Genomic DNA, 19,363 nt, shown 5'->3' with positions numbered 1-19,363 from the left:
GATCGGCGCGCTTGACCAGATAGACACAATGGGGCACGTATCCGACCGAGAGGACCCACGATGGCAGACCGCTTCATCGAAGTCTCGCTCGACAAGCGCGGTGTCACCTGTACGGCGAAGCTGCTGGACGACCGCGCGCCGATCACCTGTGATGCGGTGTGGAACGCCCTTCCGCTGGGCGGAGACGTCTACCACGCGAAGTACGCACGCAACGAGATCTACGCGCTGCTGCCCCCCTTCGCCCCGGCCGAGCCGCCGCTGGAGAACCCGACCATCACCCCCATCCCGGGGGACCTGTGCTACTTCACCTTCTCCGACACCCAGTTGGGGACGAAGTCCTACGGGTACGAGCAGCAGGCCAAGCACCAGGGGCAGACCCAGGTCGTCGACCTGGCGCTGTTCTACGAGCGCAACAACCTGCTGATCAACGGGGACGCCGGGTGGGTCCCGGGCATCGTCTGGGGCTCGGTCGTGGACGGGCTCGACCGCATGGCCGACGCCTGCCAGGACCTCTGGCGGGCCGGCGCGCTGGGCGAGACGCTCAACTTCCGACGGGCCTAGGGTCTGTCCGACCGGCCCGGCGCGAGCCGTCCGGGTCCGCCACCCGCCCCGCGGGACGACGGGCCCGGACTCGTCCGGAGCGGCCGGAAGCCGGGCCGTGGGCCCGCGGGTCAGCCGCCCACGGCCGGCGGCGGGCCGACGCCGTCCGCGACGCCCGCCTCGTACAGCGCGTGCGCCGCCCGCAGGACCAGGTCGTCCCCGTGGCGTGCGGCGACCAGCTGCACCCCGATCGGCAGCCCGTCCCGGTCCTGTCCGCACGGCACGGACGCGGCGGGCTGCTGGGTCAGGTTGAAGGGGTAGGTGAACGGCGTCCAGCCGGTCCACCGGCTCAGCCCCGAGCCCCGGGGCACCTCGGCACCCGCCTCGAACGCGGTGATCGGCAGCGTCGGGGTCACCAGCAGGTCGTACCGCTCGTGGAACCGGCCCATCGCCACCCCCAGCGCCATCCGCTCGTCCACCGCCGCCAGGTAGTCCAGCGCGCTGTACTCGGCGCCCCGCTCGCAGACCTCCCGCAGCCCCAGGTCGAGCAACGCGCGCTCCTCCGTGCCGAGATGCTGCACCACGCGGGCCACGCCGCTGAACCACAGGGTGTGGAACGCGTCCACCGGGTCCTCGAAGCCGGGGTCCGCCTCCTCCACCCGGGCGCCCAGCTCCGCGAGCCGGTCGACCGCCCGCCGGACCGCCCCGGCCACCTGCGGATCGACGGCCACCCGGCCGCCGAAGTCCGGGGACCAGGCGACGCGCAGGCCCGCGACCCCGCCGCCCAGAGCGTCACGGAACGACCCGGGCACCCGGCCCAGCTGCGACCAGTCCCGCGCGTCGGGGCCGGTGATCACATCCATCAGCAGCGCCGCGTCCGCCGCGTCCCGCGTCATCGGCCCGACGTGCGCCAGCGTCCCGAACGGGCTCGCGGGATAGTTCGGCACCCGGCCGTAGGTGGGCTTGAGGGCGAAGATCCCGCAGAAGCCCGCCGGGATGCGGACCGAGCCGCCCCCGTCCGTCCCGAGGCTCAGCGGACCCGCGCCGACCGCCACCGCGGCGGCACTGCCCCCGCTGGACCCGCCCGCCGTGCGCCCCGGGTCGTACGGATTGCCGGTCACCCCGTGCCGCGGGCTGTCCGTGACGCCCTTCCAGCCGAACTCCGGCGTCGTCGTCTTGCCGAGGAACACCGCCCCGTGCTCGCGCAGCCGCGCCACCGCGGGCGCGTCCTCGTCCCAGGACCGGCCCTCGGCCCGGACGGTCCGCGAGCCGCGGAAGGTCGGCCCGCCGCGCTGCAGCAGGATGTCCTTCACCGTCACCGGGACACCGTCCACCAGCCCGGCCGGCTCGCCGCGGCGCCACCGCTCCCCGGACTCGGCGGCCCGGCCCAGCGCCTCCTCGGCATCGACCCGCACGAACGCGTTGAGGGCCGGCTCGGTCCGCTCGATCCGCTCCAGCGCGGCGCGGGCCGCCTCGACGGGGGAGAAGGCGCCGGAGGCGAAGCCCTCGACGAGTCGTGCCGCGGTCAGGTCGCTGAGCTCGGTCATCCAGCCCTCCATGGAAATCGCTCGGGGCGCAGGGGATCGGAACGCGGACGGGAGCCGGACGCGGCGCCCGGCGCCCGGGTGGGACGGGGCGCCGGAACCGGTACCGGGTCAGGCCACCGGGACGTAGCCCAGCCGTTTGTCGACCACATTGAGCAGCGGCTCGCCCGCGGCCCAGCGGTCGAAGTTGTCCATGAACTGTTCGGCGAGGGCATTCCGCCAGCCGACCGTGTCCCCGCTCATGTGCGGCGACACCAACAGACCCGGCACATCCCAGACCCGGCTGTCGGTGGGCAGCGGCTCCTCCTCGAAGACATCCAGGGCCGCGCCGCTGATGGTCCGTGCCAGCAAAGCGTCGATCAGATCCTTCTCCACCACCATCGGCCCGCGGCCGACATTGATGAACCGGGCCGACGGCTTCATCCGACCGAATACGGACGCGTGGAACATGCCCCGGGTGGCATCCGTCAGGGGCGCCGCACAGACCACCCAGTCGGCCGACGGCAGCAGACCGTCCAGGGCGGCGCTGCCGTGCACCCGGCCGAACTCGGGATCGTCCTCGCGCGCCGTCCGGCCCACCAGGTCCGTGCCGACCCCCAGCGCCGTCAGGGTCCGGCCGATGGCCCGGCCGATCGGCCCGGAACCGACGACGACCGCACGGCTTCCGGCCACCCGCATGGTCTCCCGGTGCTTCCAGCGCCGCTGCCGCTGGAGCTCCCAACTGCCCGGAAAATCCTTGGCCATGGCGATGACGAGGCCGGCGACGTACTCGGCGATCGGCTGCTCGAAGACCCCGCGGGCATTGGTCAGCACGGTGTCCGAGCCGGCCAGCTCGGGGCAGAGCAGCCGGTCGACGCCGGCGCTCGCGGTGTGCACCCAGCCCGGCCGGGGGCCGCCGCCCGGCCAGGCGGCGCGCACCGCGTCGGAGGTGAAGTCCCAGACGAGAAGTGCGTCCGCGGTCGGCAGCAGCTCGGGAAGGGACTGCTCGTCGCTGGTCACGATGCGGACGCGTCCGGTCAGCCGGTCCAGCCGGGGCTCGGGATCGGTGCCGAATACGAGAAGGGTGCGCTCGGACATGGGCGGGAAACCATTTCGCAACGTAGGTCCGCTTGGCTGATTCGGAAGGTCGACGAGAAGCCGGAGAAACCGAGGATTGACCACGCTAGGGAGCGGAAACTACCTTCGTCAACACGGGCATCTGCCCGACTTCTGTCCCGGCGTCCCGGCGTGTTCCGGCTTTCGTTTTCTTTCTGCCATCGTGCCAGCCCTCCGTTGTGTATTGGGGCTCGAAATGGACGTCTCCTTTCTGGGTGGTCCGCAGCCACAGCGTGGTGTGGGTGTCGTAGCGCCGTTCGATTTCGCTCTTGATCGAGAATTGTGGCGTTGGGTGCCCGACGACGTGTCGCTGTACCTCACGCGGACGCCTTTTGTGCCGGTCGAGGTCAGTCTCGACCTGGCCCGGATGGTGAGCGAGCACGAGACCCTGCGCGAAGCGGTGCAGGCCCTGTGCGCGGTCGCCCCGGAGGTCGTCGCCTACGCCTGCACATCGGGCAGCTTCGTCGGCGGAATGGCCGGGGAGCGCGGGATGTGCGCGGCCATGGAGCAGTCCGGGGAGCTCCCGGCGCTCACCACCTCGGGTGCCCTGCTCGCCGCCCTGCGGGAGATCGGCGCCCGGCGCATCGCCCTGGTCACCCCGTACACCAGGTCGGTGACCGCCTCCCTGGAGGACTACCTCGCCGAGGGCGGTGTCTCGGTCACCGGGCGCGCGTACCTCGGACTGACCCGGCACATCTGGAAGGTGCCGTACCGCGATGTGGTGGACATGGCGCGGCAGGCGGTGGTGGGCTCGGCGGACGCGCTCTTCATCAGCTGCACCAACCTCCCGACGTACGACGTGATCCCGCAGCTCGAGGCGGAGCTGCGCATGCCGGTGCTGTCGGCGAACCAGGTGACCATGTGGGCGGCCCTGGCCCGGATCGGGGAACAGGCGGTCGGCCCGTACCAGGCGCTGCTGGACCCGGTGGCCAGACGCGGTCCGGCGGCCATGGCGTCCCAGCCGGAGTACCCGCCGGTCCGTCCGGGCTCCCTGCCGGGGCCGACGTACTCGACGGAACGGCCGGAGCCGGAGGCGGCCTTCGCGGCCCCCGCGGTCCAGCCGGACGCGGGCGACGCCGGGGACGGTCCGGAACCGCCGCTGTACCCGGACGAGCCGGGCGGGCCCGCGCTCGGGTGAGGCACCGGGACCCTGGGCTCCGGCGGCCCGCCCGGCCGGGTGGCTCGCGGCGGGCGGGTCGCCCTGGGCGGCGGGGCCCGGCGGGTGTGTCCCGGGTGCGGTGCGTCCCGGGCCGGTGTGTCCCGGGTGCGGCGCCGGGCGGGCCGGGAGCGGCGCGGCGGCGGCCGGGCTCCCGCTCACCCGCAGGGGTGAAGGCCGACCGAAGACGGCACGGGCGGAACACCACGGAGCCCGCCGGTGCCATCAGAGCAGTTGCACGGGAGCCGTCCGCGCAACGCACGGCGGCCGGCGCCACGTGGGCGCCGTCCGGTCCGGGTGGGAAGTGCCGGTCGGGCCGGAGGAGGAACAGCGCTGCTCGAAAGGGCGGCGCAGCTCGAAGAGAAGGCAGCTCGACAAGAAGCGCATGGAACATGACACGGAGGTGGAGATGACAGACGCGGCGACGATGCGGGCATCGGAGGAAGCAGCGCCCGGAGCGGCAGTCGGCTTCCTGTACCCGGGATACTCGGCCGAGGACGACTACCCCCGGCTGGAGTCCATGCTGTCGGCGGGCGTCCGGCTCCCCCTGGTCCACACGGACATCGGCGAGGACGCCCACCGGGTCGACGCCCTGTTGGAGATGGGGTCGGCCGGGCGGCTCGCCGCCGGGGTCGAGGAGCTGAAGGCCCGGGGAGCCCAGGCCGTCGTCTGGGCCTGCACCAGTGCCAGCTTCGTCTTCGGCTGGGAGGGCGCCCAGGCACAGGTGCGTGAGCTCTCCCGCACCGCGGGCCTCCCCGCCTCCAGCACCTCCTTCGCCTTCGCCCGTGCCATCCGCGCCGTCGGTGCCGACCGGGTGGCCATCGCGGCGACCTACCCGGAGGACGTCGCCGAGCACTTCATGGCGTTCCTCAAGGCGGCCGGCACGGAAGTCGTCGCCATGCGCGGCAGCGGCATCATCACCGCGGCCGAGGTCGGCACCTGGGAGCGTGACGAAGTGCTGGCGCTCGCCCGGGCGGGCGACCACCCCGAGGCCCAGGCGGTCCTCCTCCCGGACACCGCCCTCCACACCGCCGCCCACCTCAGCGAGCTCGAGGCCGAGCTGGGCAAGCCAGTGCTCACCGCCAACCAGGTCACCGTCTGGGAGGGGCTGCGCCTGCTCGACCGGACCGTGCTCCGCCCGGACCTCGGGACCTTGTTCACGGCCGAAGCGGGGAGCCGCACGCCGATCCCCGGGTGAGCCGCGGAGCCGTGAGCGTCTCGGGCGCTTCGGGAACGCCGGCGGCCCAGGGCCCAGCGCCCAGGGCCCAGCGCCCAGGAACCCCGGACCCGGACCCGGACCCGGGAATAAGCGGAGAGTGTCTCCGGTTGCTGCCTGCGTCGCAGGCAGACCAACCAGGGAGGCGGGCCAGGCATGGCCGAGCAGCACGACAGCATCCGCGCCGGGGCAGCCGGGACCGCACCGGTTCCGCTGTCCGTTCTCGACCTCGCCACCGTCGGCAGTGGCCGGACCGCGACCGACGCGCTGCGCGCCGGAGTGGAACTGGCGCGGGGCGCGGAGCGGCTCGGCTACCACCGGTTCTGGGTCGCGGAGCACCACTCCATGCCCGGAGTGGCCAGTTCCTCCCCCGCGGTGATCCTCGCCCACCTCGCCGCGCACACCGAGCGGATCCGCCTCGGCTCCGGTGGAGTCATGCTGCCCAACCACGCTCCGCTGGTCATCGCCGAACAGTTCGGCACCCTGGAAGCCCTGGCACCGGGACGGATCGACCTCGGGCTGGGCCGCGCACCGGGGACCGACGGGGCGACGGCCGCCGCCCTGCGCCGCACGGACCGGCTGAACGAAGGAGCCGAGGACTTCCCCCAGCAGTTGGCCGAACTGACCCGCTTCCTGGACGACGACTTCCCCGACGGCCACCCCTACCGCCGCATTCACGCCGTGCCCGGACCGGTCCAGGGCACGGTCGCCGGCGGGGTGCAGTCCCCGGCGAGGCCGCCCGTCTGGCTCCTCGGCTCCAGTGGGTTCAGTGCCCGGCTCGCCGGGGTGCTCGGGCTGCCGTTCGCCTTCGCCCACCACTTCTCCGCCGCCCATACGATTCCCGCGCTCGATCTCTACCGTGAGTCCTTCCGCCCGTCCGCGACGCTCGACGAGCCGTATGCGCTCATCGGTGTCTCGGCGCTCGCGGCGGAGGACGAGAAGGAGGCCCGCCGACAGGTGCTGACCGGTGCCCTCTCCATGGTCCGGCTGCGCACCGGACGACCGGGGCTCATCCCGTCACCGGAAGAGGCCGAGGCCCATGAGTTCAGCGCGCTGGAGCAGGAGTTCGCCGACAGCTGGCTGCGGAACGTCGTGCACGGTACGGCCGACGCCGTACGCGACGGACTCGACGGCCTGGTCAAGCGGACCGGCGCCGACGAGCTGATGATCACGAGCAATGCGCACGGCGCCCAGGTGCGGCTGCGTTCCTACGAACTGATCGCCGAGGCCTACGGACTCCCCGGCACAGAAGGCTGACACCCGCCGCCGTCCTCGGCGGACCGACGGCGGCAGAACCGGCAACGGAACGGGAGGGGTCAGGGGGCGGGGTGGGGACCCAGCAGCGCCGACACCCGGTCCGCCGGCACCGGGCGGGAGTAGAACCACCCCTGCCCGGTGTCGCAGCCGATGCGCCGCAGCCGGTCCGCCTGTTCGGCGCTCTCCACGCACTCGGCGGTCACGGTCAGCCCCAGCCGGTGCGCGAGCTGCACCAGGGCCTCGACGATGGTCTCGTCGGCCGGATTCGGGTGCTCCTCGTCCCGGAAGCCCTGCACGAACGATCCGTCCAACTTCAGCGTGGAGACGGGCAGCCGGCTCAGATAGGCGAGGTTCGAGTAGCCGGTCCCGAAGTCGTCGATGGCGATCGAGACCCCCATGTCGCTGAGCGCCTGCAGGGCCTGGAGCGGCCGGCCGGCCGATCCCATGACGGCGGACTCGGTCAGCTCCAACTGCAGGAGCTCGGGCGGCAGTCCGGTGTTCTCCAGGATTCCGGCGACGTCCGCCACCAGGTCCGAGTCCCACACCTGCCGCACGGCCACGTTGACGCTGACGAAGACCGGGGCGTCGGGGTGCTGCAGCTGCCACCGGCGCGCCTGCCGGCAGGCGGTCTCCAGCACCCAGCGGCCGAGTTCGACGATGGAGCCGTCCTCCTCGGCCAGTCCGATGAACCGATTCGGCGCGAGCGTGCCGAACTGCGGGTGACGCCACCGCACCAGTGCCTCCACCCCGCGCACCGACCCGTCGCCGAGGCCGACCAGCGGCTGGTACTCCAGGGTGAACTCACCGTGCTCCACGGCCGGTCGCAAGGTGCTCGCCAGCGCCTGCCGCGTCATCCGGTGGGCGTTGCGCTCGGGGTCGAACAGGGTCCAGCGGGCCTTGCCGTCCGCCTTGGCCCAGTACAGCGTGGTGTCGGCGGCCTGCATCAGGGCCGTCGCCGTCGTCCCCGCCGCGATCCGCTCGACGACGCCGATGCTCGCCGAGATGGACAGGCGCTGCCCGGCCAGCTCGAACGGCCTCTGCAGGGTGGCCAGTACGGACCCGGCGAGCGCCGACAGCTGCTCGGTCCCGGTGGAGTCCTCGACCAGCAGCGCGAACTCGTCACCGCCGAGCCGGGCCACCAGGTGCCCGCCGCGCCGCCCGTAGCCGGCCTGGTCCGCGCAGTGCGCCAGCCGCTGGGCGACGGCGCTCAGCAACTGGTCGCCCACCCGGTGCCCGAGGGTGTCGTTGACCGCCTTGAAGCCGTCGAGGTCGAGATAGCAGAGCCCGATCCGGCCGGTGCTGCCGCGCGGATGGACCGAGGTGTCCAGCGCCGCGGCGAGCCGCTCGAAGAACAGCGCGCGATTGGGCAGCCGGGTCACCGGGTCGTGCATCTGCAGATGGCGCAGGCGGGCCTGGAGATCGCGGCGGTCGCTGATGTCCGCGACCGACATCAGCACGCTGCGGCTGTCGGCCAGCGGCGCGACCGTCACATCCGCCCAGACCGACTGCCCGTCCGGGCTCTTGAGCCGCTGGGTGCAGCGGAGGCGTTCGCTGCGCCCGCGCAGCACTTCGCAGTACGCGGCCCAGGTGCGGGAGTCCTGGCCCAGGCCGACGAGGTCGGCGGCGGGCTCGTCGGTGAGCCGGGCGGGTTCGGCGCCGAGCAGGGTCCCGAGCGCCTGGTTGGCGCTGATCACCTTGCCCTCGCGGTCGACGACCGCCATGGCGAGCTGCGCGGCGTTGAACGCGGCCTGCAGATCACGTACTTCCGATGCGGGCCTGCCGACCCCGGGTTCCGTACGGGACCGGCGGCCCGTCGCACTACGTTCCGTGACCGTCGGCACCGTGATGCCGGGCCCGTGGCCCGGCCCGTCGGGGGATTCGCTCACCGCTCGCTCCCTCAGGGCACTCGTCTCGTACAGATCACGCAGAGGTGGTCCGGCCGGCGGCGGACGACCGCTCAAGGAGGAATCCGCGCTGGAAATGTGGCGATCATAGAGGCCGGTGGGAGGGGCGTTCCAGTAAGGCAACCGTGATTCCGGGCACCCGTGGCGGCCGTCCCGACCATTCCTGCGCGACTTTGAACGCCCCTGTTCTCTCAATGACCTTCTGTGACTGTCAGTGACACGGGGAGGCGTCCTCCCGATCACTCGACCGGGCCACCGGAACAGGACATATAGGCATGAACCCCCACAGGGTGGATGAGGAGTTCCGATTCCGCTCGGGGAGGTCGACGTGCCGCGTCCGCAGACACCCGGGGGAGTGGAACGGTCGCGGCTGCGCAGCCTCGCGGCCGCGTTCACCTCCCTCACGGCGATGATCGCCACCTCGCTCGTCGCGGGCCCCGCATCGGCCGATTCGGCGGCGGGCCCGTGCGCGCTCGCACGGACCGGAGCGCACCACTCCGAGGGGGTCGACTCCTGGAACGCCGCCTACTCCAGGCCGCAGGGCCGTCTCGACGCGGTCATGGTGTTCCTGTCCTTCCCCGACTCCGCCCCGGACGCCACCCCCGACGAACTGGCCGCCGACTACTTCCCCGACACCTCCGGCTTCTTCCGCCGCGCGTCGTACGGGCGTTTCGAGCTCCGCGCCCACCCGGTGCGCACCTGGGTGAAGATGCCGCGCGCGTCCGGCGCGTATGGGATAGAACGGGACTGGGACCCGGGTCTGCGGACCAAGTACCTCAGTGACGCCGTCAAGGCCGCCGACAGCCGGGTGGACTTCTCCCGGTACGACATCGTGTATCTGATCGCCGATCCCGACGCCCCCGGGGTGGACTCCGACGCCACCAAGGTCGTGAACTTCGCCCGTCCGCTGCTGGCCGACGGGTCGGCCCTGCGCCGGATCGTCACCGTCTTCGAGCAGCACCCCCCGGACCGCAATGTGCTGGCCCACGAGACCGGCCACGTCTTCGACCTGCCCGACCTCTACAAGCGGCCCCAGGACGGCAAGGGCGACTGGGACACCCACGTCGGCGACTGGGACCTCATGGGCAGCCAGTTCGGGCTCGCGCCCGAACCGTTCGGCTGGCACAAGTGGAAGCTGGGCTGGCTCGACCGGCATCAGGTCGGCTGCGTCCGGCGGGGCGGCACGAGCCTCCACAGCCTCACCCCGCTCACCGCCCCGGCCGCCGCGCCCGGTGCGGACGACGGCGAGCGGCTCCTGGTCGTCCGGACCGGGGAGGCGGCCGCGCTCGCGCTCGAGGTCCGCGAGAACCGGGGGAACGACTCCGGGACGTGCACCAGGGGCGTGCTGGTCTACCGGGTGCGCAGCGGTGCCGCCTCCGGCGGCGGCCCGATGGAGGTGCTCGACGGCCATCCCCGGACGAGCGCCTGCCGGGAGTCCTCGGTCTACCCGCCCCTGGCGGACGCGCCGCTCGGCGTGGGGGAGCGGATGACCGACCGGGCCAGCGGGGTCGCGGTGGAGGTGCTGGGTACGGACAGCAGCGGCCGGTGGACGGTCAAGGTGACCCGGCCCTGAGGGCGGAGCCGCTGGGGTGTGGGGCGGGGTGGGCAGGGCCCGGCGGACGAGGCGTGGACGCGTGCCCGAGGGCGATCCGAGCCTGAGAGTGATCCGGGGCCCGAAGCGCCCCTTGTCCGGCGGCGACCCGTGTCCGAGGGTGACCCGTGTCCGAGGGTGACCCGTGCCCGAGGATGGCCTGTCCCGAGAATGACGAAAGGCTCCCTCGCGAGCGAGGAAGCCCAGGTCAACGGTGTAACCGTAAGTGCGCCGCCAGGGACTCGAACCCCGGACCCGCTGATTAAGAGTCAGCTGCTCTAACCAACTGAGCTAGCGGCGCCTGACGTGGAAGACATTAGCATCCGGATCCGGGGGATCAAAAATCGATAAGCCTCAGCCCGGGGCCAGGGCGGATTCTGCCGCTCCGCCGCGCTCGTCCGCACCGGCGCAGCAGCTCCGAGCTGCATGGACGACGGCCCGGAGCAGGATCTCCGGCCCCGGCAGCCAGGGGTGCCGGACCTCCGGGGCGACCAGCCAGCGGGATATCCCCCGCTCCGTCCACTCCGGGCCGGCGTTCCGCGGCGGTCCGGCGGGCGGCGGCACCGCCACCGCGTCGCCCGCGCCGTGGAACAGCAGCGGCGGCACGGCGCGGCTCCGGGCCGCACCGCCGAGCAGCTCGGGCAGCCGGCGGGCGGTGCCGGTCGCGGCGAAGATCAGCATCCGGCTGCGGTGCACCGACACCGGTCCGGTGCCCGGGCCCTCGGACCAGAGCCGGTCCAGCATGCGGCGGCCGAAGACCGCCGGGACGTTGATCACGTCGAACGCGGTGCCGCAGGGCAGGACGCCGGGTGCGGTGGGGTGGCGTGACCAGCGGGCGAGCAGGCGGTGCGGGGCCGGGTCGGCGGACACCAGCCACTGGGCGCCGGCGCTCGTCACCCGGTCGGCGGTGGTCCGGCGCGGGCCCGCCGCCGGACGCGTCCCCGCCGTGGGGGCGGCGCCGTGCCCGGCCGCGGGGGAGCCGGAGGCGGACTCCGGTCCGGGCTCCGCGGGGCCCTGCTCCGGGGCGCTGGCGTCGGAGACGTCCGGGCGCCGGTCGGCGTCGAAGTGCCAGCTGTCCCGCTGCCAGTCGTTCATAAACAAACAAGTACCGGACTTGGATGCTCCGACTCCGGTGAATAGCAGAAACGGGGACAAGGTGAGGAGGGGTGGGGTACCTTCCCGCCCGCATATGCCGACGGCCGGGTGCGGCCGTCGGCGGCCCTGGAACCGTTCGCCGTGCGGCACCGCGCGCCGGTCCTGGGCGTCGGAGCGTGCTGCCGTCGGTGCTGTTCACGCCCATGACCAGTGCAGACCGCATGACCAGTGCAGACGGCATGACCAGTGCAGACGGCGCGTCGTGCGGTGAGTGCGGGGAGGCGGCGCGGTCCGGCGGGTCAGGGAGCGGCCGAACCGCCGTTGCGCAGCAGATCGCGACCGAACTCGATCATGCGCACCGCGTAGTCCTCGCTCCAGTCCGCCCGCTCCGCGATGGCGGACACGGGAAGTCTGTCGAAGCGCTGGGGGTCCGCGAGCTGCGCCGCGGCGATCGCCTGGTACTCGGTCGCCCGGTCGGCGGCCTCCCGGAACGCCAGCGTCAGCTCCGTCGACCGGCCCAGCAGCTCCTTGGGGTCGTCGATCGACTCCAGGTCGAAGAAGTGCTCGTCGTCCTCGGCCACCTCCGCGGGCTCGAAGAGCAGTGCCGCGGGGCGCAGCCGTCGTTTGGCGTCGTCCGTCTGGTGGTGAGCCGACCCCGGCTCCGACATGGAACTACCTCCGCCGTTCTCCCGAATGAGACATTCGCTGTTCTCCATTGTCCCGCGTCCGGCAAGACGTCCGCAGGTGCTTCCCGGCGGCCCCGAGGTGCCTTCCGCGGGCTGTCGGCGAGCGCGGCCCGGCACTCGCAGCCCCCTGTCCTGTACCCGGCACCGGGCCCCGGGCACCCTTGGACCCGGACACCTGGGGCCCGGACACCTGCACCCGGACACCTGGGGCGCGGCGCTCCCCGGACCCCCTCGCCCCTGTCACCCCCGTCGCCCCCCGTCGTCCCCGGTTCCCCGTGCAGCCCCGCGCCGCCGGGCAGCGTGCCGGACCCGGCGAGGCGTCCGTTCAGGGACGCCAGCGCACCCGGTGCTCCGTGAGGTGCGACAGCACCGCGTGGTTCGCCTCCCAGCCGTCGGGGAACTTCACCGTCACGCCGAGCTGGACGGGCTCCGTCGACGGGTGCTCGTCCAGGAGTTCCGCCACCCCGGCCCGGCACACCACGATGCACGCGTGGCGGTGGCGCGAGGCCAGCACGCACAGCCGCCCCGTCTCCAGATGGAACGCCGTGGCGTCCGGCCGGCCCGACAGCGGGTGGAGGACCACCGTGACATCGAACTCCCGGCCCTGCAGCCGGTTCGCGGTGTCCACCGCCACCCCGGACACCCCGAGCCCGGCCAGCGCCGCCCGGACGGCCGCAGCCTGGTCGCGGTGGGCGGTGCCGACCGCGACGCGGTCCGCCGTCAGCGGCACCGGCTCCGGGGAGCGCTCACTCGTCGCTGCTCCGCCCCGGTCCAGCAGCCGCCGCACCACCTGCGCCACCGCCCCGACCGCTTCCGGATCCGTCCGGGGCGTCCGCCGGGCGGGCAGCTCCAGCAGCCCCCAGCCGGACTCGGCGGCCTCGTCCAGCACCCGGTCCGCCGCCGAACCGTCCGACCGCACCCCGAACGCCAGCCGGCGGTCGCCGTGCCCGGTGCCGCTGCGGAAGCGCGTGTACGGGTAGAACGCGTCGGAGACCAGCGGCGCGGCGGACGCGGGCAGCCGCCACGACACCGGCAGCCGGTGCTGCGGCAGATCGGGGTTGTGGGCCAGCAGGGTGGTGACCGCACTGGCCGACGGGTCGTACGAGAGGCCCGCCCACTGCTCGGCGCCCACCACGCTGAACGGGTCGAGCTGCCCCGGGTCGCCGACGAACAGCGCCCGTTCGAACAGGCCGGCCACGGCCAGCAGCGCGTCCGACCGCATCTGGTAGGCCTCGTCCACGATGGCGTGCTGCCACGGCTCGACGTTCCCGGTGTGCGCCCACTTCGCGGCGGTCGAGATCACGACGTCGAGTCCGGCCAGGTCGGCGGCCTTGGCGGAGGTGCGGACGGACGGGTGCCGGTCGAGGACCGGGTCGTACGCCTTCGGGTCGCTGCTGTGCAGCCGGCCGACCGGGAGGTCCGGGTCGGCGGTGGCCAGCCGGTCCACCAGGTCGTCCACCTGGGCGTTGGTCTGCGCCACCACCATCAGTGGGCGCCCGGCGGCGGCCAGTTCGCGGGCGGCCCGCACCACGAGGGTCGACTTCCCGGCTCCCGGGGGCGAGTCGACGACCACGCCGCGGTGCGTGCCGTGCAGGGTGGCGTGCAGGATCGCGTCGGTCGCCCGGGCCGCGGCGGCTCCCGGATCGAACGGCCCGTCGCCGGCCGGGCTGCCGCCGGGACCGGAGCCACCGGCACCGCCGCCGTCGTACTGGCCGCCGGGGCCGTGGTCGTCGTACGGGCCGCCGGTGCCGCGGTCGCCACCGGGGCCGCCCGGCACCGCCTCGTGGCCCGGGCGACGGTCGTCCCGCTCCGGGCCGTCCGGATGAGGGCCGTCCGGATCCGGGGCATGCGGTGCCCGGCCGTTCCGGACAGGGTCGTTCGGTACGCGGCCGTTCGGTACGCGGGCGTTCGGCACCCGGCCGTCCCGGGCCCACCGGCCCGTCGGGTCGTCGCTCACAGCAGATCCTCATCGGTCACCGGGTCGGGGGCTTCGGCCACGGCCGGAGAGCCGGGTGGCCCGCCGTGCGTCCACGGCGTCTCCTCCGGGTCGGGCAGCTCCGGCCCGCCGCGCGGCGCATGTTCGAACAGCGTCCAGCACACCCGGTCGCCGTTCTCCGGCACCGAACCCGGCTCCGGGACCTTGCCCCGGCCCATCCCGCCCGTCAGCCGGACGACCAGCCCGTCGGGCGCGTAGGAGACGAACTCCGCCGGCTGCGTCCGGCCGTCGGCCAGCGCCCGGTACACCTTCGCCGACTCGGCCAGATGCGGCCGGTCCTCCGTGCGCACCGTCACCAGCGGGCGCGGCCGCGGGACCTTCGCCTCGCTGTACGCCATCACCACCTCCGTGACCTCTCCCGCGAAGGCTTCCCCGGCCAGCCGGCGGCTCGCCATGACCAACGGGTCGTCCAGCGCCTCCTGCGCGTCGAGCTGGGCCTGCGCGGTCTCCCGGGTGGCGAGCTTCTGCGCGGCCGTCACCGCGTCGTCCCGCTTCGGCTGCGGCGGTTCACCGGCGCGGACCCGGTCCCGGTGGCCGGTGAACGACCAGCGGTCGCGCTTCCACCGGTCCGCGACATGGCCGCCCGGGGGCAGTGCGCGGAGCAGGTCCACCCCGTGCCACAGGGCGTCCCAGGTGGGGCGCAGCTGAGCGGCGACCAGCTCGCGGATCTCGGCCTCCGCGGCGGCGACGGCCCGCGGGCCGGCCGCGGCGCCCGCCGTCCCCGAACGCGCCGCGTCGAACCGGGACATGGCCGGGGCCAGCAGCGTGTTGTCGAACACCGGGTCGGTGGCCGGACCGGCCGGTGGGCACCGCAGCAGCCCGTCCGCGTCGCGCGCCAGCTCGGCCCGGAGCGCGGCCTCCGCCCCCGACTCGCCGTCCGGCGGGTCGATCCAGGCCAGGAGGGAGCCCAGATGCTGGTCCTCCAGGTTGCTCTGACCGGTCGCCCAGTGCCGGCCCAGCAGCTCCGTCATCGACAGCAGCAGCGAGGACCCGGGCACCCGGGACCGCTCGCCGTAGTGCGTCAGCCAGCGGCCGAGCAGCGGCACCCGGGCGGGCGCCGGATGGGGCGTGTCCGGGGCCTGCTCGGCGGTGCGGCGGAACCGCATGGACCGCCCCAGCAGCCGGACGAACTCCACCCCCGCTGTGCTCGGCACCAGCAGCTGCGGGGCGTCCGCGCACAGCTCGACCTCGACCGGCACCCGCTTGCCGGTCTCCGGGTCGGTCTCCTTGCGCTGCTCGGTCTCCACGTCGTCCGCGTACGCGTCGATGTGCGGCAGCACCGCCTCCGCCAGCTCCGCGAGGAACGCGAACCGCAGATTCCGGTCGCGCGGCTGGGCCACCACGAGCAGCCGCGGCGCGTCCCGGTCGGTGCCGACCAGTGCCCCCAGCGGAGCGCCCGCCTCACCCGCGGTGGTGAGCGGGACGAAGACGAGGGGCCGGGCGGAGAGATGACGGTGCAGCACGGTGGCGCCCGGCTGGGCGCGCCCCGACCGTACGGCTTCCAGCCGGGCCAGGGTGGCGATCAACGACACGGGACCTCCCCCTTGCGTCCGGACGGCTCGAACCCGGCGGCCGGCTCGAAACCGGCCAGCGCCTCGGCGCGCAGGGCCGCGGCTCTGCGGAGCGCTTCGACGGCCGGGTCCTCGGTCTCGGGGGCCGCGGTTTCCGGGGTGCCGGTCTCCGCTTCCGGGGCGCCGGTTTCCGGGGGTGTGGCCTCGGGGGCGCCGGTCTCCGGGGCTGTGGTCTCCGGGGCGTCGGCTTCCGGTTCACCGGTCGCCGGTTCCGGCCCGTCCTCCCCGTACGCCGCCGGCAGCGGGCCGGGCTCGCCGAGGGCCGCCGCCAGCACGCTCTCCACCGTGGAGAGGCCGCCCAGCTCGCCCCGGACCCCGCGGCCCAGCGTCTCCACCGCGCCCTCGGCCCGGGCCCGGGAGCGGCAGTGGAAGGCCAGTTCACAGGCGGCCAGGCACTCGGGGGCGTACGTCGCCCCGACCGCTTCGACCGCCTCCGTCAGCTCCTCCGCGGGCCGGGTGGGCGTGCTGCCGTCGTCCGCGAGCCGCAGGTCGAACGTGGTGCCCTCCGGCAGCGCCGCCGCGATCTCCTCGATCCGGGTGAGCCGGGTGAGCTGGCGCCGGGTGACGGACAGCTGCTTGCGGACGTCCACCGGCTCGGCGACCGGCAGGTTGGAGAAGTCCTTGGGGCAGACCAGCAGCACGGTGTGCCGGACGCCCGGGGCCGGGGTTCCAGCGGCCGTGGTCGCGGCCATCCCTCCGGCCAGCCGCTCCAGCGCCAGCACGTACACCGCGGCCTGCCGGGCGGCGGCGCCGACCTTCGCCGCGTCCGCCGCACCGTCCACCACGGGGAAGGACTTGACCTCCACCACCGTCCACCGCCCGTCCGGGTGCACCACCACGGCGTCCGGTTCCAGATGGACGGGGGAACCGGCCACGTCCAGCGGCACCATGGGGTGGAACAGCAGCGCCCAGCGTCCGGCCGACGTCGCCTCCGCCAGGGCGAACCTGGTGCGGGCGGCCCGGCCCTCGGGGCCCGCCGCCGTCAGATCGGGTACGTCCACCTCGTCCGGCGCGGGCGGGGCCCCGGGGCCGCCGAGGCGGTCGTGCACCAGCCGCATCAGCTCCGCACCGCTGTCCGCCCCGACGCGCGCCTCGAAGGCGTTGCCGCGGACGAAGGCGAACTGGGACTGGCCGAACGTCGCCGGGGAGCCCAGGGCACGCGCCAGGGCGGCCTTGTTCACCCCGGCGCCGTCGAGCAGAGCACGCCGACGGCAGCCCGGGTTGGCCGCGAGCGCGGCGAGGGCACGGGCGTCGAGCGGCTGCGGTGCCGCGGAGGGTCCGCGCAGCTCAGCGAGCCGCTGCCGGAGTGCCGTCCCCGGCTGTGGCAGGGCCTGCGGTGGCGGCGCCGTCGGGGCGGCCGCCACGGCTCGGCTGTCGAGGGATCCGTTCACCCGCCGAAGTCTCGCATCCGCCACCGACAGTCGTCGCGGTTCCGCTTTCCGGGACGGCCGGATTCGGGGAAGTGGTGGCGCTCGGCGAAGTGGTGGGGCCGGGCGCAGTGGTGGGGCCGGGCGAGGTGATGAGGCTCGGCGAAGTGGTGGAGTTCGATGCAGCGGCGGGGCGCGGGATGGCGGTACGGGCCCCCGCCGGCGCCGTGGAACGGGCGGCCACCGCCGCCCCGGGAGCGGGACGGAGACCGGCGCGCTCCCGGGCCCGGTCGACGAGCCGGAGCACCGGCGGCGTCAGCAGCAGCCCGGCCCCCATGACCGCCGCACCCGCGACGGCGTCGAGGAAGTAGTGGTTCGCGGTGCCCATCACCACCAGCGTGGTGAGCAGGGGATAGGCGATGCCGGCCACCCGGGCCGCCGTTCCGCGGCCGTGCCGCCAGAGCATCACCCCGCACCACAGCGACCAGCCGACGTGGAGACTCGGCATCGCCGCGAACTGGTTGGTGAGGCTGCCCAGCCCGCGGGGCGCACTCGCCGCCCCGCCCCACCAGCCGTACGCGCTGTACTGCGCCATGGTGTCCACAAAACCGTGCCCCGCCTCGAGGAGGCGGGGCGGGCAGGTCGGAAGGAGGGTGAAGCCGATCAGGCCGAGCAGGGTGGAGCCCATCAGCCAGCCGCGGGCGGCGCGGTAGCTCGCCGGGCGGCGCCGCCACAGCCATATCAGGATCGCGGGGGTCACCAGGTAGTGCAGCGTGGCGTACGCGAAGTCGGCGGGTATGCCCACCCAGGCGTGCGCGGTGAAGATCCGGTTGAGCGGGTGCTCCGCGTTCAGGCCCCACCGCTGCTCGAAGCGGAGAATCGCCAGTCCGTGATCGACGGCCGTGGTGGCGTCCCCCCGGGCCAGCAGCCGTCCCGCCGAGTACACGGCGTACACCACGATCACCAGCGGCAGTTCGGTCCACCAGCGGGGCCGGCTGGGGTGGCTCTCCGCTGTGTGGTGCGCGGGTGCGGTCGCTGGCATGCGGACGCTCTCCAAGTCTTGGGACGGCACCGAGGCGCTCGTTCAACTGTACGGTGTACGTGAATCTGTCGGCACACTGCCCCCGGTGCCGCACGCCCCCTGCTTCGCCCGCCGTTCGGATGCCCTTCGGGCCCCGGCCGTCCCCTGTCCGGCCGTCCGGGCGGGAAGACGTGGAGTCCGCCCGGCGGGTTGCTTCCCGAACATCTGCGTGATGATGGAGACGACAGGTCACACCTGTCGCACGGGCATCACCTGCACGGCGGCCGCGCGGGCGCGGCGGGCCCCTACGGGCCCGGCGGCTCGTACGGGTTCGCACCGGCGCGTACGGGCTCGCTCTGGCTCGTATGGGCTCGCACCGGCGCGTACGGGCTCGGCGGGGCGGATTCGGGCCGGCGGGTCGGTACGGGTCGGAGCGGCGCGGCAGGCCGGGCGGGACCGGCCGACGGCCGGCGGGCCGACCGGCCGGGCCGCGGCGGGCGGGTGCCGTGCGGCAGGCGCGCACGACGCAACACGGCGAGAGGTCCGCTATGGCTCCCCGCATCCTGCTGGCACGGCACGGGCAGACGGAATGGTCACTGTCCGGCAGACACACCGGGCGGACCGACATCCCGCTCCTGGAGGAGGGGCGGCGCGGCGCGAAGCTCCTGGGGGAGCGCCTGCACCGGGCCCCGTTCAACGGGCTCCCCGACGCGGAGATCCGCACCAGCCCCCTGGTCCGGGCGGCCGAGACCTGCGAGCTGGCCGGCTTCGGGGACCGTGCCGAGCCGTTCGACGCGCTGATGGAATGGGACTACGGCGCGTACGAGGGCCTGACCGGGACCGAGATCCAGGCACAGCGGCCGGGCTGGTTCATCTGGCGCGACGGCGTACAGGACGGGGAGACCCTGGAGCAGCTCGCCCGGCGGGCGGACGCGGTGGTGGAGTGGGCACGCTCGGCAGACCGCGATGTGCTGGTCTTCGCGCACGGGCACATTCTGCGGGCGCTGGCGGCGCGCTGGCTGGGGGAGGACGTGTCGTTCGGGGCGCGGATCAAGCTGAATCCGACGTCGCTGTCGATTCTGGGGTGGGCGTACGGGGAGACGGCGATCGAGGCGTGGAACGAGACGGGGCACCTTGATCTTGGGGGTGGCGTGCGGTAGCGCCGTGCGGCGCGCTTGGGGTCCTGCGGTTCGTTTGTGCGGGCCTCGGTTGTGTGGGTGCGGGTGTGGGGTGGGTTTCGGGGGTGGGGGGGGCGGGGGGGGGGGGGGGGGGGGCAAAATTTTTAATTAGGGGGGGGGGGCCCAAAAAAAAAAAAAGAAAAGAA

The 19,363-nt window shown here is 74.0% G+C and carries 15 protein-coding genes and 1 tRNA gene; 6 read left to right on the top strand and 10 right to left on the bottom strand.

Translation table 11 applies throughout. The features are described from left to right. Positions 1–60: 60 nt before the first annotated feature. Entirely contained in the window at positions 61–561 is a 501-nt protein-coding gene (locus ACFYYR_RS03050; protein ID WP_388846239.1) for a DUF3830 family protein, read from the top strand. A 110-nt stretch (positions 562–671) separates the two neighbouring features. Here the strand turns inward: ACFYYR_RS03050 and ACFYYR_RS03045 are convergent, their stop codons facing one another. Further along, the gene (locus ACFYYR_RS03045) at positions 672–2,087 is read right to left on the bottom strand and encodes an amidase (RefSeq protein WP_388846237.1); all 1,416 of its coding nucleotides are present in this window, start codon (positions 2,085–2,087) and stop codon (positions 672–674) included. Positions 2,088–2,195: 108 nt separating this feature from the next. Beyond that, on the bottom strand, positions 2,196–3,161 hold the full coding sequence (locus tag ACFYYR_RS03040; protein ID WP_388846235.1) for a D-2-hydroxyacid dehydrogenase: 966 nt from the start codon (positions 3,159–3,161) through the stop codon (positions 2,196–2,198). A gap of 214 nt (positions 3,162–3,375) precedes the next feature. On the opposite strand from ACFYYR_RS03040, the gene ACFYYR_RS03035 reads away from it, so the two are divergent. The 3 genes from ACFYYR_RS03035 to ACFYYR_RS03025 all read left to right on the top strand — a co-directional run bounded on the left by ACFYYR_RS03035 (position 3,376) and on the right by ACFYYR_RS03025 (position 6,808). After that, complete coding sequence (locus ACFYYR_RS03035; RefSeq protein WP_388846233.1) at positions 3,376–4,317, top strand: decarboxylase; 942 nt, start codon at positions 3,376–3,378, stop codon at positions 4,315–4,317. A 427-nt stretch (positions 4,318–4,744) separates the two neighbouring features. After that, complete coding sequence (locus tag ACFYYR_RS03030; protein ID WP_388846441.1) at positions 4,745–5,533, top strand: decarboxylase; 789 nt, start codon at positions 4,745–4,747, stop codon at positions 5,531–5,533. 174 nt (positions 5,534–5,707) lie between these two features. Beyond that, entirely contained in the window at positions 5,708–6,808 is a 1,101-nt protein-coding gene (locus tag ACFYYR_RS03025) for an LLM class flavin-dependent oxidoreductase (protein ID WP_388846231.1), read from the top strand. A 59-nt stretch (positions 6,809–6,867) separates the two neighbouring features. On the opposite strand, the gene ACFYYR_RS03020 is transcribed toward ACFYYR_RS03025, so the two are convergent. Next, the gene (locus tag ACFYYR_RS03020; protein WP_388846229.1) at positions 6,868–8,694 is read right to left on the bottom strand and encodes a putative bifunctional diguanylate cyclase/phosphodiesterase; all 1,827 of its coding nucleotides are present in this window, start codon (positions 8,692–8,694) and stop codon (positions 6,868–6,870) included. Between the two features lie 346 nt (positions 8,695–9,040). On the opposite strand from ACFYYR_RS03020, the gene ACFYYR_RS03015 reads away from it, so the two are divergent. Further along, positions 9,041–10,285 (top strand): M6 family metalloprotease domain-containing protein, encoded by a 1,245-nt coding sequence (locus tag ACFYYR_RS03015; protein WP_388846227.1) that lies wholly within the window; start codon positions 9,041–9,043, stop codon positions 10,283–10,285. 245 nt (positions 10,286–10,530) lie between these two features. Here ACFYYR_RS03015 and ACFYYR_RS03010 read toward each other — a convergent pair. From ACFYYR_RS03010 to ACFYYR_RS02980, 7 genes are all read right to left on the bottom strand, one after another. Continuing rightward, a tRNA-Lys gene (locus tag ACFYYR_RS03010) sits at positions 10,531–10,604 on the bottom strand. Between the two features lie 53 nt (positions 10,605–10,657). Continuing rightward, positions 10,658–11,398, bottom strand: coding sequence for a bifunctional DNA primase/polymerase (locus ACFYYR_RS03005; RefSeq protein WP_388846225.1), 741 nt, complete (start codon positions 11,396–11,398; stop codon positions 10,658–10,660). A gap of 299 nt (positions 11,399–11,697) precedes the next feature. Further along, the gene (locus ACFYYR_RS03000) at positions 11,698–12,066 is read right to left on the bottom strand and encodes a hypothetical protein (RefSeq protein ID WP_388846223.1); all 369 of its coding nucleotides are present in this window, start codon (positions 12,064–12,066) and stop codon (positions 11,698–11,700) included. Between the two features lie 343 nt (positions 12,067–12,409). Beyond that, positions 12,410–13,693: an AAA domain-containing protein gene (locus tag ACFYYR_RS02995; RefSeq protein ID WP_388846439.1), complete on the bottom strand. Its 1,284-nt coding sequence runs from the start codon at positions 13,691–13,693 to the stop codon at positions 12,410–12,412. A 344-nt stretch (positions 13,694–14,037) separates the two neighbouring features. Continuing rightward, entirely contained in the window at positions 14,038–15,612 is a 1,575-nt protein-coding gene (locus ACFYYR_RS02990; RefSeq protein ID WP_388846221.1) for a hypothetical protein, read from the bottom strand. Further along, positions 15,603–17,042, bottom strand: a complete 1,440-nt coding sequence (locus ACFYYR_RS02985) for a hypothetical protein (RefSeq protein WP_388846219.1) — start codon at positions 17,040–17,042, stop codon at positions 15,603–15,605. Before ACFYYR_RS02985 ends, ACFYYR_RS02990 begins: the two co-directional genes overlap by 10 nt. Then, positions 16,939–18,060 carry a phosphatase PAP2 family protein gene (locus ACFYYR_RS02980; RefSeq protein WP_388846217.1) on the bottom strand — a complete coding sequence of 374 codons (1,122 nt, stop codon included), beginning with the start codon at positions 18,058–18,060 and terminating at the stop codon, positions 16,939–16,941. Before ACFYYR_RS02980 ends, ACFYYR_RS02985 begins: the two co-directional genes overlap by 104 nt. Positions 18,061–18,587: 527 nt before the next feature. Between ACFYYR_RS02980 and ACFYYR_RS02975 the strand changes: the two genes are divergently transcribed. After that, the gene (locus ACFYYR_RS02975) at positions 18,588–19,199 is read left to right on the top strand and encodes a histidine phosphatase family protein (protein WP_388846215.1); all 612 of its coding nucleotides are present in this window, start codon (positions 18,588–18,590) and stop codon (positions 19,197–19,199) included. Positions 19,200–19,363 lie beyond the last annotated feature (164 nt).

This window comes from Streptomyces sp. NPDC001922, from assembly GCF_042891165.1.
Taxonomy (GTDB): domain Bacteria; phylum Actinomycetota; class Actinomycetes; order Streptomycetales; family Streptomycetaceae; genus Streptomyces.
The sequence above is the reverse complement of the archived record's forward strand: the minus strand, read 5'-3'. Positions and strand labels throughout refer to the sequence as shown.

Bases quoted from the DNA above. Each gene is read 5' to 3' on its own strand.
- ACFYYR_RS03000 (WP_388846223.1), bottom strand. From the start codon at position 12,066: ATGTCGGAGCCGGGGTCGGCTCACCACCAGACGGACGACGCCAAACGA.
- ACFYYR_RS03030 (WP_388846441.1), top strand. From the start codon at position 4,745: ATGACAGACGCGGCGACGATGCGGGCATCGGAGGAAGCAGCGCCCGGA.
- ACFYYR_RS03050 (WP_388846239.1), top strand. From the start codon at position 61: ATGGCAGACCGCTTCATCGAAGTCTCGCTCGACAAGCGCGGTGTCACC.
- ACFYYR_RS02980 (WP_388846217.1), bottom strand. From the start codon at position 18,060: ATGCCAGCGACCGCACCCGCGCACCACACAGCGGAGAGCCACCCCAGC.
- ACFYYR_RS03005 (WP_388846225.1), bottom strand. From the start codon at position 11,398: ATGAACGACTGGCAGCGGGACAGCTGGCACTTCGACGCCGACCGGCGC.
- ACFYYR_RS02975 (WP_388846215.1), top strand. From the start codon at position 18,588: ATGGCTCCCCGCATCCTGCTGGCACGGCACGGGCAGACGGAATGGTCA.
- ACFYYR_RS03040 (WP_388846235.1), bottom strand. From the start codon at position 3,161: ATGTCCGAGCGCACCCTTCTCGTATTCGGCACCGATCCCGAGCCCCGG.
- ACFYYR_RS03035 (WP_388846233.1), top strand. From the start codon at position 3,376: ATGGACGTCTCCTTTCTGGGTGGTCCGCAGCCACAGCGTGGTGTGGGT.
- ACFYYR_RS03045 (WP_388846237.1), bottom strand. From the start codon at position 2,087: ATGACCGAGCTCAGCGACCTGACCGCGGCACGACTCGTCGAGGGCTTC.
- ACFYYR_RS03025 (WP_388846231.1), top strand. From the start codon at position 5,708: ATGGCCGAGCAGCACGACAGCATCCGCGCCGGGGCAGCCGGGACCGCA.